This is a genomic window from Metabacillus sp. KH_069 (genome assembly GCF_057838075.1).
This window is the reverse complement of the sequence record NZ_CM174460.1, coordinates 460,620-477,882: the sequence shown is the minus strand read 5'-3', so window position 1 is coordinate 477,882 and position 17,263 is coordinate 460,620. Positions and strand designations below refer to the sequence as shown.

General features: G+C 41.7%; 16 protein-coding genes. All 16 read right to left on the bottom strand.

What is annotated here, in order from left to right:
- Positions 1-9: 9 nt before the first annotated feature.
- Positions 10-765, bottom strand: a complete 756-nt coding sequence (locus tag AC3ISE_RS02540) for a carbohydrate ABC transporter permease (RefSeq protein WP_489224241.1) — start codon at positions 763-765, stop codon at positions 10-12.
- Between the two features lie 53 nt (positions 766-818).
- Positions 819-1,754: a carbohydrate ABC transporter permease gene (locus AC3ISE_RS02535; RefSeq protein ID WP_489222926.1), complete on the bottom strand. Its 936-nt coding sequence runs from the start codon at positions 1,752-1,754 to the stop codon at positions 819-821.
- Entirely contained in the window at positions 1,751-2,869 is a 1,119-nt protein-coding gene (locus AC3ISE_RS02530; RefSeq protein WP_489222925.1) for an ABC transporter ATP-binding protein, read from the bottom strand. Before AC3ISE_RS02530 ends, AC3ISE_RS02535 begins: the two co-directional genes overlap by 4 nt.
- On the bottom strand, positions 2,838-3,476 hold the full coding sequence (locus AC3ISE_RS02525) for a glycerol-3-phosphate responsive antiterminator (RefSeq protein WP_489222924.1): 639 nt from the start codon (positions 3,474-3,476) through the stop codon (positions 2,838-2,840). Before AC3ISE_RS02525 ends, AC3ISE_RS02530 begins: the two co-directional genes overlap by 32 nt.
- Positions 3,477-4,098: 622 nt before the next feature.
- Positions 4,099-4,545, bottom strand: coding sequence for a threonine/serine exporter family protein (locus AC3ISE_RS02520; protein WP_489222923.1), 447 nt, complete (start codon positions 4,543-4,545; stop codon positions 4,099-4,101).
- 18 nt (positions 4,546-4,563) lie between these two features.
- Positions 4,564-5,325, bottom strand: coding sequence for a threonine/serine exporter family protein (locus tag AC3ISE_RS02515; protein ID WP_489222922.1), 762 nt, complete (start codon positions 5,323-5,325; stop codon positions 4,564-4,566).
- Between the two features lie 130 nt (positions 5,326-5,455).
- Positions 5,456-8,164, bottom strand: coding sequence for a tetratricopeptide repeat protein (locus tag AC3ISE_RS02510; protein WP_489222921.1), 2,709 nt, complete (start codon positions 8,162-8,164; stop codon positions 5,456-5,458).
- 776 nt (positions 8,165-8,940) lie between these two features.
- Positions 8,941-9,342: an SseB family protein gene (locus tag AC3ISE_RS02505; protein WP_489222920.1), complete on the bottom strand. Its 402-nt coding sequence runs from the start codon at positions 9,340-9,342 to the stop codon at positions 8,941-8,943.
- On the bottom strand, positions 9,339-9,743 hold the full coding sequence (locus AC3ISE_RS02500) for a hypothetical protein (RefSeq protein WP_489222919.1): 405 nt from the start codon (positions 9,741-9,743) through the stop codon (positions 9,339-9,341). The genes AC3ISE_RS02505 and AC3ISE_RS02500 overlap by 4 nt, the downstream gene beginning before the upstream one ends.
- Positions 9,736-11,058, bottom strand: coding sequence for a WXG100 family type VII secretion target (locus AC3ISE_RS02495; RefSeq protein WP_489222918.1), 1,323 nt, complete (start codon positions 11,056-11,058; stop codon positions 9,736-9,738). Before AC3ISE_RS02495 ends, AC3ISE_RS02500 begins: the two co-directional genes overlap by 8 nt.
- 48 nt (positions 11,059-11,106) lie before the next feature.
- Complete coding sequence (locus AC3ISE_RS02490; protein WP_489222917.1) at positions 11,107-11,433, bottom strand: hypothetical protein; 327 nt, start codon at positions 11,431-11,433, stop codon at positions 11,107-11,109.
- A gap of 176 nt (positions 11,434-11,609) precedes the next feature.
- Positions 11,610-12,299 carry a response regulator gene (locus AC3ISE_RS02485; RefSeq protein WP_489222916.1) on the bottom strand — a complete coding sequence of 230 codons (690 nt, stop codon included), beginning with the start codon at positions 12,297-12,299 and terminating at the stop codon, positions 11,610-11,612.
- Entirely contained in the window at positions 12,283-13,890 is a 1,608-nt protein-coding gene (locus tag AC3ISE_RS02480; RefSeq protein WP_489222915.1) for an ATP-binding protein, read from the bottom strand. The genes AC3ISE_RS02485 and AC3ISE_RS02480 overlap by 17 nt, the downstream gene beginning before the upstream one ends.
- 54 nt (positions 13,891-13,944) lie before the next feature.
- The gene (locus AC3ISE_RS02475) at positions 13,945-15,471 is read right to left on the bottom strand and encodes a tripartite tricarboxylate transporter permease (protein ID WP_489222914.1); all 1,527 of its coding nucleotides are present in this window, start codon (positions 15,469-15,471) and stop codon (positions 13,945-13,947) included.
- 24 nt (positions 15,472-15,495) lie between these two features.
- Complete coding sequence (locus AC3ISE_RS02470) at positions 15,496-15,948, bottom strand: tripartite tricarboxylate transporter TctB family protein (RefSeq protein WP_489222913.1); 453 nt, start codon at positions 15,946-15,948, stop codon at positions 15,496-15,498.
- A 127-nt stretch (positions 15,949-16,075) separates the two neighbouring features.
- On the bottom strand, positions 16,076-17,092 hold the full coding sequence (locus tag AC3ISE_RS02465; protein WP_489222912.1) for a Bug family tripartite tricarboxylate transporter substrate binding protein: 1,017 nt from the start codon (positions 17,090-17,092) through the stop codon (positions 16,076-16,078).
- Positions 17,093-17,263 lie beyond the last annotated feature (171 nt).

Genomic DNA, 17,263 nt, shown 5'->3' with positions numbered 1-17,263 from the left:
TCGCTCCTTTTATTTGATCGCACCTTGAGTTAACCCTTTTTGGAAATGCTTTTGCCCTATGAATAAAATCAATAATGTCGGAAGTACTACAACAACTGCTGCTGCCATCACCACCCCCCATTGTGAAGAAATTTCCTGAGACTGCATTTGCTTCAGTCCAATCTGAACCGTCCGCACCTTCTCATTGTTCGTAACAAGCAGGGGCCACAAATACATATTCCAAGTTGTTAAAAAGCTATAAATGCCCAGTGTAATTAAACTTGTTTTTGACACCGGCAGAACAACCTTCCAAAAGAAACGGAACCGGCTGATTCCAGCGACCTGCGAAGCCTCATAAAGCTCCAGAGGAATCGTTTTGAACTGCTGCCTCAGCAAAAAAGTGCCAAAAGCAAGCGCGAAAAACGGAATCGTTAAACTCGTATACTCATTAATCCAGCCAAGCTTTTGTACAGTCAGGAAGTTTGGCACCATGGTCGCTTCCCACGGAATCATCATGGTGGAAATAAAAAGCATAAAGATGGCATTTCTCCCCTTGAAGGAAATAAACACAAAAGCAAAGGCGGCTAAGCTTGATACAATGAGCTGCCCAAGCATAACGGCTATTGAGACAAAAAAGCTGTTCCATAAAAAGTGGATCAGAGGGACTTTTTCGAAGGCCGCTTTATAATTATCAAAAGTGAATGTTTCAGGGATGAGATTCCCCTGCAGCACTTCTCCGCCTTTCATGAAGCTGATTGAAAAAGCATAAATAATCGGAAACATCATCAGGAGGGCAGAGATGATGAGCAATGCATAAACGACGATTTTCTTCGCTGTACTCACCTGTAATGCACCTTCCTTTCGCCTATCTTGAATTGAAGGACCGTCATAACCAAAATGCCTAAAAAGAGAATGACAGCCTGCGCACTGGCTGAACCGATGTTGTAATTAATAAAGGCATCTTTATAGATGGAATACACAATGACATTTGTCGATTCCATCGGTCCGCCCTTTGTTAAAATGTCAATTTGGCCAAACGTCTGAAAGGCATTAATAAACGAAACGGTGATGACGAAAAACAGCGTTGGGGAGAGCATGGGAATCGTAATTTTTCTAAGCTGATAAAAATAGCCCGCACCTGATATTCTTGCACTCTCATACAGCTGTTCATCAATATTCTGAAGGCCTCCGAGCAAAATGAGAAAAGAGAAGCCGGCATTCATCCAAATCGTAGAAACAGAAACTGCCAAAAGAGCATATTTGGGATCCAGAAGCCACTGAATTTCAGTCAGCCCCAGGCCTCCGACAACCTTGTTGATGACGCCGATTGCCGGGTTGTACATAAACATCCAAATGACAGACGAAGCGGCGACACTCATTCCCATCGTCGATGAAAAAACGGTTCTGAAAAAACCGATTCCCCGCAGTTTTTCATTGGCGATTAATGCTAAAAATAATGCAAGAATAACTCCTGCGGGAACTGTATATACCACAAAAAGCAGGGTGGCCTTCATACTATTTTGAAAAGAAGGAGACTGAAACAAATATGTAAAATTCTCAAGACCCGTAAAACTCAAAGGAACACCTTGTCCGTCTGTTAAAAAAAAGCTCAGATAGATTGTGCGAATCATAGGATAGAAAAGAAAAACAGAGAATAGAAGAATAGATGGCAGTAAATAGAGCATACCGGCTCCAAAAGAACGCAGCTCTCTTTTACTTTCATGGTTCACTTTTTGCTCTGCAAACGCTGCAGGAGCCTCATTTACACCGTTCATACTGATGCCTCCTGCTGATTCAGGACGCGTCCTGACTGCTTAGGCTGTGAATAAATGCAATCTCCTGATTGAGGGTCGAAAAGAAAAAGATCACGTTCATCAATATAAAACTCTGCTTGATCTCCAATCTTCACATCCCATTGTCCGTTCCATTTCGCAAGCCATTGCTCGTTTTCATCGATATAGAATGAAATGAGTGTTTCTGTGCCAAGGATCTCGACATTTGCGACCTCCGCTGTCATCGTCGCTTTACCATATGCGGCGGGCTGGATGCTTTCAGGTCTGATGCCGATGACCGCTTCCATTCGATCAGGAAATCCATTCCCTTTAAAAGAAATCGTTTTCTGTCCATCTATCTGAATAGAGCTGCCGCTTATTATTGCCGTTTTTAGATTCATTGGGGGCGCTCCAATGAAAGAAGCTACAAACGTATTCTCCGGCTGATTATAAATTTCCAGGGGTTTTCCGATCTGCTGAATATCCCCATTGTTTAAAATCATCATCCGATCAGCCATGGTCATGGCTTCTGTCTGATCATGCGTCACATAGATCATTGTGATGCCAAGATCCCGCTGAATCTGGCGGATTTCAGAACGCATTTTTGCTCTGAGCTTTGCATCTAAATTGGAAAGCGGCTCATCCATCAAACAGATGGGAGCATGCGTTACAATTGCCCGTGCAAGCGCAACCCTCTGCCTTTGTCCTCCTGAGAGCTGCCTAGGCTTGCGCTTCAGTAAATCAGATAACCCGAGCATTTCAGCCGCTTCTGAACATCTTTGCTTTTGTTCTGCTTTTTTAATTTTTTTCGTGTGAAGACCAAAGGTTATGTTCTCCTCTACTGTTAAATGAGGGTAAAGAGCATAATTTTGAAAGACCATTGAAAGATCACGCTTGCTTGGAGGAAGAAAATTCGCTTTTTTGCCTCCGATGACCAAATCTCCGCCAGAAAGCTCCTCAAGGCCTGCAATCATTCGCAGCATCGTGCTTTTGCCGCATCCCGACGGACCGACTAATACGAAAAACTCTCCAGGCTCTATCACAACGTTTATATCTTTTATGACGTTATTTTTGGCGTCATATGATTTAGAAACATTCTTCAATTCTACTTTTTTCATGATCTTCAATCCTCCCGGTTAATTCCTCGCTCCCGTATTTCTTCCAAAGCCAGGATCTCCCTGTTGATGCCGCAACAGCACCGCTTAATAAAGCCTCTTCGATATGCCTCGCATTTTGAATCAAGCCGCCTGTAATAATAGGAAGATCTGTTTCTTTCTTTATTTTTTTAATCATTTCAGGAATAAGTCCAGGCATCACTTCCAGTGCGTGCGGCTGGATTTCATTTACGGTTTTCAATCCATTTGCAACAGCATCCGTATCGATGAGAAAGAGCCGCTGGATGGCAAGCAGGCCTTCATTTTTGGCAAATTGAATCAGAGAGCTCTTTGTTGTGACGATTCCAGTCGGCTTAATAAATTTTGCGATGAACTTCAAGCCTTCACGGTCATAGCTGATGCCCGGAATTTTCTCCAAGTGCAAGAAAACTTGTCGGTCATGTTTTTTCAGAAGATCAACGTACCGTTTAATCACACTAATATTGCCCATAAGCAAAAAAGCGGACTGAATATCCGTTTCCATAAACCGGTCAAAGCTTTTCGGATCCTTAATCGCTGCAATCAGTCTGTCTTCATGCAACCGCTTAATGAATTCCTGATGCGTATCCATCGCTCTTTCAGCCCCTTCTATAAAAATAAAAACCATAAAAAAACTTGGGCTTTATCTATCACCTATGTTTTTTTATGGTTTCTCAATATCTCAACCTGGTTATATTCACTTGTCCTTCACGAGTTTCATCATACCTCTCCAAGGTAAACCCAGTATGAAGATAATGTAGATTAATATGAAGGAAATGTTAGGGATTTGTAAAAAATAGAAATCGTTTAGCAGAAACTACCTTTGGGAAGTGGTGGATTATTTTGGGTCAATGCGGGTGCAGGATTCTCTTGCAAGACAGCTATATTGTTTAAGGCACTTATAGGTTGCCTGTGATTCCCCCTTCAGCACATCCTAATGATCATTAGGCAGCATTGTTCACGGTTAAGTACCAAACAGCAAGTCTCCAAGTTTTTTCTATGAACCGCAAAAAATGATCCCTTTTTTCAAAAACACAAAAAAGGATACTAATTGCTCGCAATTAGTATCCTTCCTTCTGCTGAACTATTTCAACGCACACTCTTTAGATACGCTGTCAATCTCATCTAAGTGCTTCTGACTGAGCTTAAAAGCGAGCGCGATTATCCTTTCTTCGGGATGGTGATTTTTTTGAAGCTCATGTCAATCCCCCCGTTTACTTAACCTTTGTTCGAAGCTGTGATCTTCTAATGACTTGATTAATCACTTCAGAAAAAACAAGTCCGATCGCGATGGAACCTGAAATCATAAATGCTTTTGCAGCTAATGTAATCGCGGTATTATAGTCATTCTCAACGAAATTCCTCATTGCGTTATACGCCATTCCCCCAGGAACCAATGGAATAATGCCGGCTACGCTGAAAATAATAATCGGAGTTTTATAGATTTTTGCAAAAACCTGACTTGTAACGGCTACAAATACAGCAGCAACTACAGTAGCTGGAACGGCGTCTAGTCCATAGCCAACCAATGATATGTAAATCAGCCACCCGCACATCCCCACCAGTCCGCATTTTATAAGGGAAGGCTTTGGGGCCTGAAAGATAATACCGAATGCAGCTGTAGATATAAAGCTTGTCACCAGCTGTCCAAGTATCCACATGACTCAATCTCTCCTGTCTTAAAATAGTAAAAAAACAACGGCGATCCCAGAGCCGATGGCAAATGCAGTTAAGAATGCTTCCGCTCCTTTTGAAAGTCCCGATATTAAATGACCCGCCATTAAATCCCTGACTGCATTTGTAAGAAGAAGACCCGGTACTAAAGGCATGACAGACCCAATAATGACTTTATCCATCTCTGTCCCTATGCCGGTCCTTACAAATAAGTAAGCAAGAAGACCAATAACAAAGGATGCCAGAAATTCCGAGAAAAATTTGATCGGCACCAGGCGATGAAAATAGATAACAGCCATAAAACCGAACCCGCCTGCAAAAACAGCGGGGAAAAAATCAGACCACTGTCCCTGAAACATAATCAGAAAGCAGCCGCTTGCAATTGCTGCTGCTATCACCTGTAAAGCAAGAGAGTATGTAGACTTTGCATCCTCAATCTCTTTTAACAGATCATAAGCTTCATCAACATTTAATTCGCCATTGCTTATTTTTCTTGAAATGGCATTTACATTCGTCACCTTATCTAAATCCGTTGTCCGTTCCATAATCCGAATTAACTTCGTCTTTGTAGGCTGATCAGACTCTATCGAAAAAATAATGCCTGTCGGCGTTACGTAACTATGCGAATCTTTCACACCGTAAGATGCAGCAATCCGCATCATCGTATCTTCGACCCGGTACGTTTCAGCTCCGCTGATCAGCATGATTTTTCCGGCAAGCAGACAAACCTCCATGATCTCATATGAATAATTTTGCTGAATCTTCATCTGTCTGTTCTCTCCAATAGCTTGATATTCCCCTTCAAGTTTGTGGTTTGTTTCAGTTTATCTGAGTTTTGGGGGATTATCAATTTTTGCACAAAACGAAGGGCCCTCTCATTTAAAGGGCCCTTTTTGTTTATTGATTTTTAATATACGTATTTTCCTCATTCGCCTTCACCATAAATTCATATTGAAGGAGTCTTACTTCGAAAAGGCGCAATGGATCGTAATAGATTTCAGGACTTGCTTTCATTTTTTCAAGGGTTGCTTTTGAACTTGCAATTTCATTTTCTGATTCTTTAATGGTCTGTTCCACATACAGAATCGGATTTTGGAAGAACATGATAATGTCCGCTTTTAAAGCTTTTTCAAATAAGTCGAATTCGAGGAAGAATTTTTTTGAAATTTCTTCTGCTGTGTCCTCGTAGTTTTTGCTTTCAACATATTTTTTATATTGGTTGTACAGCATTGATTTATTTTGAGGCATCGCAGCGAACAGTTTCCCTGCGCTTTTCAGCAGGAATTCAGTCGGCTTGAATCTGAGAAGGATATTCTGCTCGTCAACATCCGCTCTGCTTGTCATACGGTTTAAATCCCGGCGCCAGTCTTCAATGACTTTAAAATCGCAGAGAAGCTTCATTTTTTCTTCGCCGTATAAACCGTTGAAAGATAGACTCATTTCATCAAGATATGCCTGACTTTCATTTAGCTCTTCATTTGATTGGGTAAGCCATTCACGGAGAGCTGTCTGGAACTTTGGAATCAGGTTCTGATGAACATACGCGTCAATTTCTTCATTCATTTTTTTGTTTAATGTGATATGAATCTGGCTGAAATCACTGTTTTCGCTGATATGAGCTGAACAGCTCCGCAATATTTTCGGCAGCTGCACAGCCATGTCTCTTTTCATCTCGGCAGTAACTTCACGATAGGAAGCTGAGATGGATTTTGCTTTTTCCTGCTCCACGTCTCTTAAATGATTCATGAAACCGTTCAGCCTTACTAAGATATCCTCGTTCCATTTAACCGACTCTACTAATCGATTCTCCATCTGAACCCGTTTGTTCAAAAGATCCGTGAGAGTCTTGCGAATGAAATAAAGCAGTTTTGCTGTGCGTTTCTCCTCAAGCTTTGCATCCGATCTGCTGAAAACAGTATTTAAAAATTCTCTCAATCCAGCAAGATGATCAGGTGAAAAAGCAAAAACCTGTGACTGCGGGAAGAACTGGTTGATGGTTCCCTGCAGCTCTTCTGCCAATTTCCACTGTTCAGATGAGTGATTCAGGATAAAGTGAAACGGTGTATCAAGAGCATATTCCTGAAGCTTCATCAGCAGTTCAAGCTCGTGCTCGTTAAAAGGCGTATTTTTATCTAGGATGAACAGCATTCCGTCTGATACCGGAAGAAATTCAGCTGTTTGTTCTACATCTCCAAGACGCTCAAGTTCAGGCGTATGCAAGAACACCGTCTTGTTTTCTTCTAATAGAGCAGATGGCCACTTCACTTCAATCCACGTATTTTCTGATTCCTGATACTCGGGATTATCAGATATCCTTTTGATGCCGGCATCAGTAATTTCATTCATCTCCGCCAAATCACCTTCTGATCGTACAAATACAGGTGAACCTGTGCGGCTGACCAGATTTTCGTGAAGGATATGATTAATAAAATCAGATTTGCCGCTTTCAGCAGTGCCGCTGATTAAAAGATGGGATGTCTTTAAATCAGCAAGCCCGGAAACAAGCCATTTCTTTTTATAGCCCACTTCGATATGGTTATTTTCAGCCCAAGCTACAAGAGACTTAAATAAATCCAGGCTGTATTCAAGACTGATGCTGTCATGTTCAGAATCAAAGATCAGCTTTTCCGCTGTCTTAAGACTCTCCGCATCCATGGATGACGGGAAAATTTCATTCCAGGCAAGCACAGCAGTTGCCGCAAATAACGCTTTTGACTGATTTGCAAGCTTTTGCCAGTTCGATAATAGGACAGGAACGATATCCTCTAAATCCTTTACCAAATAAGTTCCATTAATCACACTTAAGTAAGTGTCCTGATGAATATCAGACATCTTCGTCCAGGATTCAAACGGCTGCACCTCAACATTAAGGAATATGGTATTAACGGTTTTCAGCCATGATAAGTAAGAGTCTTCATGGCGGTAGCTTTCCCACAAGGAAGCCGTAACCTTCTGAAATAATTTTTGATTGATTCGGAACAGCGAAATAAGCGGCTGATAAAAATATTCCGGATCAAACGATTTCGTATATCCTGCTTGAATATACTCATCCAACAGCTCAAACCATTGCAGCGATTCCGTCCGCATGCCCTCATTTACAGCAAGCTCAACCGCATTCTTCCAGTCCTGCTGATCCTCATAGAAAGATCGGGCAAGATCAGTTACATTCGGATAGTCAGAATTTATATCCAGTGCCTTTTTAATGACTTTATATGCAAGTTCAATCTTGTCTCTTACTAGATAGAGTGAAAATAATTCAAGTGACACTTCCATCTTCAAAGTCTTCGAATCACTTTGAATAGATGTATAAATATCCTCTGCAGCTGAAAGAAGACCAAGCGCATAATAAGAATCCGCAATATTTTTCTTAGCCCATGGCTCTAATTCATTGCTGATATTTTCCCACTTGAAAATAGCTGTCTCATAATCTTTGTTGTGAAAATAGACCTCGCCCTGCGCGAAACGAATAAAGGAAAGATCATATACTTCCTTTGCCTGCTCCTCGAAATAAAGTTCGCCAAGCACCTGTACCGGCTGAGCGGAAGCACTGTCTTCCATAAACCTTTCAAAATATGCTTTATGAATCAACTGTTTATCGTTTGTCATTTTATCCTCCACCTAACGTACACTAGAAACTTATCTATAATAGTCTATTCTATCAAAAGATGCGTTTAGAATGCTTTATTTGTGTATACCCGATTTGCCGGTTTTTACACTACAAAGGATCTAGTCGGAATAGACATTGCCATCACACTGGGCTTTAAGTTGGAATTTGGATGTATGATTATCCGAATTTCATTGAAATAATGGAAAACACCGGTAATTAAAAGGAGAATAATTCCTTATATAGTGGTCGAGTGATTCTAAAGACTTATTTTACAGGTAAAATAAGCTAATTTGTTAAAAATCTGAAACTTTCTGTTGAAATTTGTAAAGGTTGTTTTCGCATAGATTGTTGTTTTTCATGATAAATGATGTCCGTTCCTTTCCGCTCCAGGAACTTGCTTTCCGCGGGGAGCATGGGAGCCTCCTCGGCGTTGCCTGTGGGGTCTCCCACTTTGCTCTATATCCCGCAGGAGTCAAGTTCCTTCCGCTGCAATCCACTATAGTTTTTTATGTTTAGTGATCGACAGACTCCAGAGACTGGTTAGATATAGTGAATGATTTCGTCATCAGTTCAAAACGTATTACAGGTGTTTATATTAGTAATTTCACTTGATTGTTCCTTGCTTGAATAATACAGTATTCTTTTCCTCAATACACCGCATACTTCCCTTTTTTAATCATGTAGCATCCGCCCCTATTTAAAAGAACAAAAAAGAGAGGATTAACCTCCTCCCTAATTCCCAAATATCATTACCATGCCAACTCTTCTCTAAAACTCAGCCTTTAAAAAAGTTCTGTTTCTTCCTCATCATATCCAGCTCTTGCGGAATAAGCAGCTTTGATAACGGGGTGTCCGGATTTAATATGATCCCTGTTTGTCCATCTATCTGGTTAAGCACTTCTTGAAAGGATACAGCAATGGCTGTACTGTTTTTGAACATTTTCTCAATTGGAAATTTTGAAGAAAAGACGGGCAATAGCTTCCGGTTTTTCTTCTCCATTATCTGAACCTGCTTCAGCGAAAATTCATCTTGTCCATCGGCATTTAGTTCACTTGTTTGCTTTTTAATCAGCCAAATCGTACTTTTCCCCAGTATTTCGTAAAAATCAGCTATTTTATCGCTGTGACTCATGGCATCAATCAAAGCTTTTTCTAAGGTGTTGAATGGATTGCTCATTTTTCTCCGAATCCTAAAATCGGGCTCTTTTTCTCTGAGATGTTTACTTCTGCAAAATCAACGGTTTTTATATACTCATATTTTCCGAGTGATGAAAATCCAAGTTCATCCACTGTATTCGGATCAATGGATTTCAAGATGACTGTTTGAGCTGCCTCATTGACGCCTTCTACAATAAATTCCCGGCCTTTATAAATGGCATAAGGTTTATACTCATAGGCATTCTCTAATTCAGATTGAGCAATTTCTTTAATGAAAATGTTCTTCTTCAATCCTGCTGCCTGAAATCCCGCTCCTTGAGCTGCTTTGTCACGCGTTCGCAAAGTGACCTTTCCGCTTCCTTCAGGGATGATTGAATACTCTTTCCCTCTATAGATGCCGTATTCTCCTTTTTTAATCATGACTGTTTAACTCCTCTATACTGTAAAATCTTTGATCATATTTATCATAGATTCCAACCAGTTCTTCTGCGCCGTCTTTGACAACGTAGATTTCACCGGCGCTTGGTCTCGCGTTATTTCCATAAACCGTTTCAAACTCAGGGACAATCTTACCATTTTCAGCCGCTGTAAATCCATGCCCTGTTTGAGGATAGCTGATATATTCATTAGGCTTTGCTGCATGAGGGCTGTTAAGCTCTTCTGCATATGGAATCTTTAGACGTTCGCTTTGTTCTGTTGTAAATCGGATCACAGCGTATTCTTTGTCAGGTGAAAACGGTGTGTTCGGATAGTCCATCCGCAAAGAATTGTACATATCTGCAGACGATGTAATGTCGCTGACATCATCCATCTTCGCTATGCATCCGCCGACGTCTGTAAGTTGACCAGATAAATACAGCTCCAGCTTATCCTGGTCAATGACCTTCTGCAAAACGGTTGAACCATTGACAGCCGGTACAGCTTCCCGGACTTGATGCATTTGGTCTAACTCCTCAGGCGTTAAATCCTTGTAATATTGGGCTTGAAGGGTTAAGAATTCGTCCTTTGAAAGCCCTGCTTCATCAAGCACCGAATCAATCTCCGCTGCAAACCCTTTCCCCTGTGAAAGCTTTGCATAATCAAAACTCGTATCCATCCCGTGAGTCACGGTCGCAACTTTCGGCTTAGAGGATGTTCCATCTGGAACTTTTGTCAGCTTCGCAGCTTTTCCAAGCTTATCAATTCCCTTGCCTCCGAGAAGACCAAGTCCAATAGAGACGACACCATATGTAAAGAATTCCGTCCGGCTGTATACATCACCATTTATTACTTTTGTTTCCCAGGCTTCTGAGAGCGTGTTCCACATGGACTCAAGGGTTTCAAGGGGGTGAATGATGGCATCCCACATAGCTTCATAAGTTTCCCATTCTGTAAGGGATACGAGCCCGTCCCAGGCATCTGTAAGCCCATTTTTAGCACCATCCCACAGACCGGAGAAAAAACCGCCCCAGCCCGAAGAAGCAGACGATTTGGCGGCCTCATCTGCTTCTCTCATGCCATTTGCGGTGTTTTCAATTAATGTTTTTGCATCTTGCGTCAGTGTATGAAACCGATTAACCAGATGACGGATTTCTTCCTGAAGATCAAGAGCCCTGTCTACACGTGCAACAGAGGTAAAGCGCAGTCTGGCAGATTCCCAGTTTAACAGATCAAGTGCATCTCCCGTATAAGAACGGGATTGCTCAATGCGCTGTGCGAAATCTTCAAGTTCTTCCGGTCTAATTTTAATTTCCATTTGCGGTCTACCTCTCCTTTTTCCCTTTAAACCATTTGCAGCGCTGTATCAGGCGAGGCCAGCAGCCAGCTCTCTAAGCCTTCCGATTTCATTTCTGAGTTCCTGAAAAAGCTCATCCTTCATTTCGTATATATGATGATAAGTGACACGAATGTCATTTCTAATACTTTCATAGGCTAATTTTGTCTGGCCGGTCCATTCATCTGCATACTGCTGATGAAGATGATGAAAATGATAAACGCCGTCATCAAACGTACCCATTGCATTCTTAATAGCAGCAAGGTACGCTTCGAGTTCATCTGCATCCCGGTTGTATTCGGCCTGCTTTCTCTTTCTCTCCAAGTCTTCAAAGAAGTCTTCGATCGTATCCAACAAGTTCTTTCCACGTCCTTCTTCCTGATTTAGAAGCATCTTATAGTTATGTTAAAATATGGGGATGAATCCGGCAACTATCTATTAAACTATTTTTACACATAGGCGAATATGACTAGAAAAGAAATTATCCTTTCCTACTATTAGAATATATTGAAAACTTCACGTCTAAAATGACCTTATTTTAGGACATAAACGCGTTCAGGTCTTCCAATTGTTCCATAGGATAAATCAGCAGCAATCTTCTCCTCGGAGATGAGATGTTCAAGGTATCTCCTTGCAGTTGTCCGGCTCACGCCGATTTGCTTTGCCACGGTTTCAGCTGTTAATCCCTTTCCTGCATCCAGCACTTCCATGACTTTAATCAGCGTCAGTTTATCGATTCCCTTTGGAAGCATGGGTTTTTCATAAATGTCCTGCTGCTTATACAGAAGCTTGTCCACTTCTTCCTGACCCATCATTTTGTTTTCCGATCTGATTGCTTCAAGCTTGCGGTAGTGGTCTTCGTATCTTTTTAAGGACTGCTTGAACCGTTCAAAAACAACAGGCTTGATAATAAAATCAAACACTCCGATTGTAATGGCTTCCTGAACGGTTTCAATTTCCCGGGCAGCTGTTATCATAATGACATCTGTTTGCTTATCAAGCTGCTTGATTTCTTTCAATAAATCGCATCCGTTCATATCCGGAAAATACACATCAAGCAGGATTAAATCAGGTTTTAAAATATCAATCAAGCTTTTTGCTTCAGCATAATCAGCAGCAATTCCGATGGTCTGAAATCCCTTAATCTGCTCAAGAAATCTTCTTTGAATCTCAGCAATCCTTAAATCATCTTCAATGATCAGCACCTCAATGGCTTGATTCATGATCATACCCCCTGCTTTTTGGAATGGCTACAGTAAATGCTGTTCCTTCTTCTTTCTTCGATGAAAACGTGATCGTTCCTCCCGTTTTTTTTAAAGCCTGCTGCACAAGACTCAGTCCGATGCCTGCATTTTTGTCCCTGCTCTTTGTAGAGAAACCTTGCCGGAATATGCGCTCGAAATGTTTCTCCTCAATACCTGGTCCATTGTCTTCAACTTCAATAATCAATTCTTTGCCCAGATCTGTTAAAAAGAGCGATACCTTTTTATCACCATCTTCTTTTTCTCTGACAGCGTCAAACGCATTATTCAGCAGATTGCCCAAAATGGTGATTAACGCATCACGATTCAGCGAGTCGGGAACATCCTGAAAGCTGCTTCCTTCATCTATGGAAAACTGTATTTTTAATTCTCTTGCCAGACTGATTTTCCCTAAAATAAATCCCGCGAGAATAGGATCGGGAATTTCCCTCATGATAAAGCCAATAAATCCCTGTGTGACATTTACTTCTTTTGAAATAAACTCAATCGCCTCTTTGTAAGAACCCAATTGGATAAGTCCAAGTAGGGTATACAGCTTGTTTGAATATTCATGCGTCTGCGCTCTTAAACCCTCCGCATATGCTTTTACGTGGGACAGTTCCTTCAGCACCTGTGACAGCTCGGATTTATTCCGGAAGCTAGCTACAGCGCCTATAACTTCCCCTCTTTTATCAAAAATAGGAATGCGGTTTACAACGAAAACGTCCTCAAGAATGATAAATTCCTGATCGTACTCAGCTTGACCGGAATCAACCACCTGCAGCAGATGAGTATCTTTAATAATCTCTTCAATCCGCTTTCCTCTTAACAGAATCTCATTTGGAATCTGCAGGATTTTGTGGGCATTTTCATTTACAACCGTGATTTTCCCATCGGTATCAATTGCAATGATTCCTTCATGAATGGACTCTAAAATAGCATGCTTTTCCTGATACATCCATGCAATCTCACGCGGCTCAAGACCGAATATGGCTTTTTTTATATTTAAAGAGATTAATAATGCCGAAATAATTCCGCCTATTAAAATGATGATCGTAAAAAATAAGATTTTGTTTTCAAGATTTGTCAGCTCTTTTTCAATATCTTCCTGAAGAAACCCAACAGAAACGACTCCAATCACTTGATTGTTCAGATCGAATATGGGTGCTTTTCCTCTAAGCGATGGCCCAAGGGTTCCGATGGATTCAGAGATGACGTTTCTTCCTTTAAATACATCTTCGTTATCTCCGCCAACCATTTTTTCGCCCAATCGATCCTCATCAGGATGTGAATACCTGATTTCATCAAGGTTTCCTACGACGATAAATTCCGCCCCCACCTCTTTGCGGATTTTCTCTGCGACCGGCTGAATGATTTCAGACGGATTTTCCGCAGAGAAGGCTTCCCCGATCTCAGGCATATAAGCGATCGTCTCGGCAACAGACAGCGCCTGCATTCCTTTATCCTTTTTCAAATTGGTCTCCATGATGGATTTAAACGTTAATTCAAATATCCCTGCCATCAGGACCACTACCAGGCAAATCCCTATCATCAGCTTAGTATGTAATCGCATTCATTCACCTCTGCTTAATCATAGTAAAAAAACTCCTTATTAAAAAGGAGTTTTTTAGCCCTCTGCGTTTATGATGACTTCCTTTCCCCGTTTTTTCATCAAAACAGGAATCAGCAGCCAAAGCGCCGTAAGAATCAAAAAGGATATGGAAAGAGGGCGCGAGAAGAAAATGCTGTAGTCTCCATTTGAAATAGTAAGCGCCCTTCTCATATTGTTTTCAATCATTGGACCTAAAACCAAGCCTAACACCAGAGGAGCAATCGGATAATCATTCTTTGTCAAAAAGTAGCCGAGAACACCGCATGCAAGGAGAAGGAGTAAGTCATAGACTGAGACCTGCACCGCGTATACACCAAAAATGGAAATGGCGACAATAATGGGAATCAAGTACTTTTTCGGTGTTTGAATGATTTTCGCAAACACCTTAACAAGCGGCATATTTAATGCGAGAAGCATAACGTTTCCAATAAACATGCTTGCTATTAAGCCCCATGCAACTTGAGGATGGTCTTCAAAAAGAAGCGGTCCCGGCTGAATGTTGTACATCATCAGGGCACCCATCAAAATCGCAGTTGTCCCAGATCCTGGAATACCAAGCGTTAATAAGGGAATCATCGCGCCGCCAGATGCAGCGTTATTCGCAGATTCAGGTGCAGCCACACCAGCAATCGCACCCTTGCCGAACTTCGATGGATTCTTGCTGATTTTCTTTTCCATGATATACGAAAAAAATGAAGCCAATGTAGCACCGGCGCCCGGCAGTATCCCGATGAAAAACCCTAAAAATGAACCTCTTGCAATCGGACCTGCTGATTCCTTCAATTCATCTTTAGAAGGAAAAATGTTATTGATTTTGGCAATTTCGGCATCTTCCTCTTCTTTTTCAAGGATCGTCTTGAAAACCTCGCCTAATGCAAATAAGCCAACAGCTATCGTTAAAAATTCAATGCCCTGATAAAGCCATGGGAAATCGAATGTAAATCTGGCAACTCCTGATACATTATCCACTCCAATCGTTGCGAGCAATAAACCTGTGATCGTCATGATGAGAGCCTTTGTCACCGATTTTCCTGCCAGACCGCTGACTGCTGCGATGCCAAGCAGCATCAGCGAAAAATATTCTGCCGGCCCAAACTTAATGGCTACGCTTGATAAAGGCTTTGCCAATAAGATAAGGGCAATAAGCGTGACAATTCCGGCAAAAAAGGATCCGATTGCAGCGATGGAAAGAGCACTTCCCGCCCTGCCGTTCTTTGCCATTTGATAGCCATCAAGTGTGGTGACAACAGAGGATGATTCCCCAGGTGTATTTAAAAGAATAGACGTTGTGGAGCCTCCGTACATGGCTCCGTAATAAACCCCTGCAAGCAGAATGATGGCGCTTGTTGCCGCTTGTTCCGGCGGCAGCCCCCCAGTCATAGAAGCTGTGACCGGTATTAAAAGGGCTACGCCGCTCATCGGCCCGATTCCAGGCAGAACGCCCACCGCTGTCCCTATCAGGACCCCTGCAAAAGCAAAAAGGATGTTATACCAAATGAAGGCTGACTGAAAGCCCTGCATCAGATAATCAAGAGTTCCCATCGTGCATTTCCTCCTTTCATTTCCTTAAAACCATACCGGAAAGCTCGGCAGGGTTCCTTTAAGAACAACTACAAATAAATAATAGATTCCCGCAGAAAAACAAGCAGATATCACGATTGATTTCACCCATTGCCCCCGTTCCATTGCTTGAAAACATATGAACAGGAAGACAAATGTCGTGATGACGTAACCGATTGTTTCCAGCAGCGCAATATAAAGCAAGGCTGCAGCGAAAATAATCATGAATGCTTTGATCTGCAAAGGTTCCTTTTTTCCGTATTTCTTTTGATAATGAAGGGTTTCATAAAATAAACGCAGACTTAGCAGAAAAAGGATCGCACCGAGAAAGAACGGAAAAATATTAGGCCCGACAACACTTCCATATGAAGATTCTGCGATCTGCATACTGCCGTACATAAAGAGCGCACCGACCGTTAAAAACAAAACGGCTGCTGCTCTGTCAAACTTAATTGACATTTGAATCATCCTTTCTAATAAAAAAGCGGAAGCGCCTTATTCAGACCGAGGATCTAGGCGCTGCAGCTAGACATAAAAACGCGGAATTTTATTCTTTCTTAAAACTTGAAGCAAGAAGAAGCTTGTATCATTTCGCCATTCCAACAGCCTCGAGCAGGGTCTGCACTTGTTTTTCCTGCTCTCCTAAAAACGTTTTAAAGTCCCCGCCATTCTTATATTCCATTTCCCATCCCTGTGTTTCGACTTCCTTTTTCCATTCCTCTGACTGGACTAATTTTTTCATTGTTTTCTCCCAGTATTTATAGGCTTCATCAGACATTTTCTCTGGACCAAATACACCGCGCCAAATGGTGAATTCTGCGTCAATACCCTGCTCCGCGGCAGTTGGAAGATCTTTAAGCTCGCCTTGAAGCCGTTCGGGTGCTGTTGTTGCCAGAACTCTTACCTTGCCTGCCTTTAAGAATTCTTTTACGCTTGATACATCTGTTCCGATTACATCAGCATTGTTCCCGAGAAGAGCTGTAATGGCCTCGCCTCCCCCATCATAAGAAACATATTTTAACTTTGTCGGATCCACTCCATCTGCATAAGCAGGAAGAATCGAAATCAGGTGGTCCATCGAACCTGGTGCAGATCCTCCTGCAAAAGTAAGCTTGCCCGGATCTTTTTTCACGTCATCCAATAAGGATTTAAGATCTTTGTATTTTGAATCTTCTTTAACTACAATTGCCCCGTAATCCTTCGTCAATTGAGCAAGCGGTGTTGTATTTTTGTACCCGTAAGGACTGTTCCCTTCTTTTTTCAGGTTATTGATAATAACAGGAGGCGAATTGACAAATAGCCGGTCATTATTTTGAACATCTTGTGTGGCATATTCGGCCATGAATACTGCTCCGCCTCCTCCTGGTTTGTTTTCAACTGTGAGCGGCTGATCTACAAGCTTGGTTTCACTCAAGACCTTCACGAATGACCTCGCCGTTAAATCCCAGCCCCCTCCGGCACCTGATGGCGCGACAACCGTTAAAGCCTTTGTTGGATAGCCTGTACTGCCAGAAGCAGCTTTCTCACCGCTGCTGCAAGCACCTAAGCTTAATGCAAGAGCACCTGCACAAATGATCATAGATACTTTTTTTAATCCAAACATATAAATCCTCCTTTTGTAAGCGTTTTCTTAATTTTACAGAGGATTCTGAAAAAATATAGTTTATACAAGTAAAGAGCATAAAAACCTTTAGTTCCTTTTTGTCCTTTTTGTTCACGGGTGAAATAACAGCTGAATTCATTTGAATAAATGGCTCGGGAAACATATAATTGT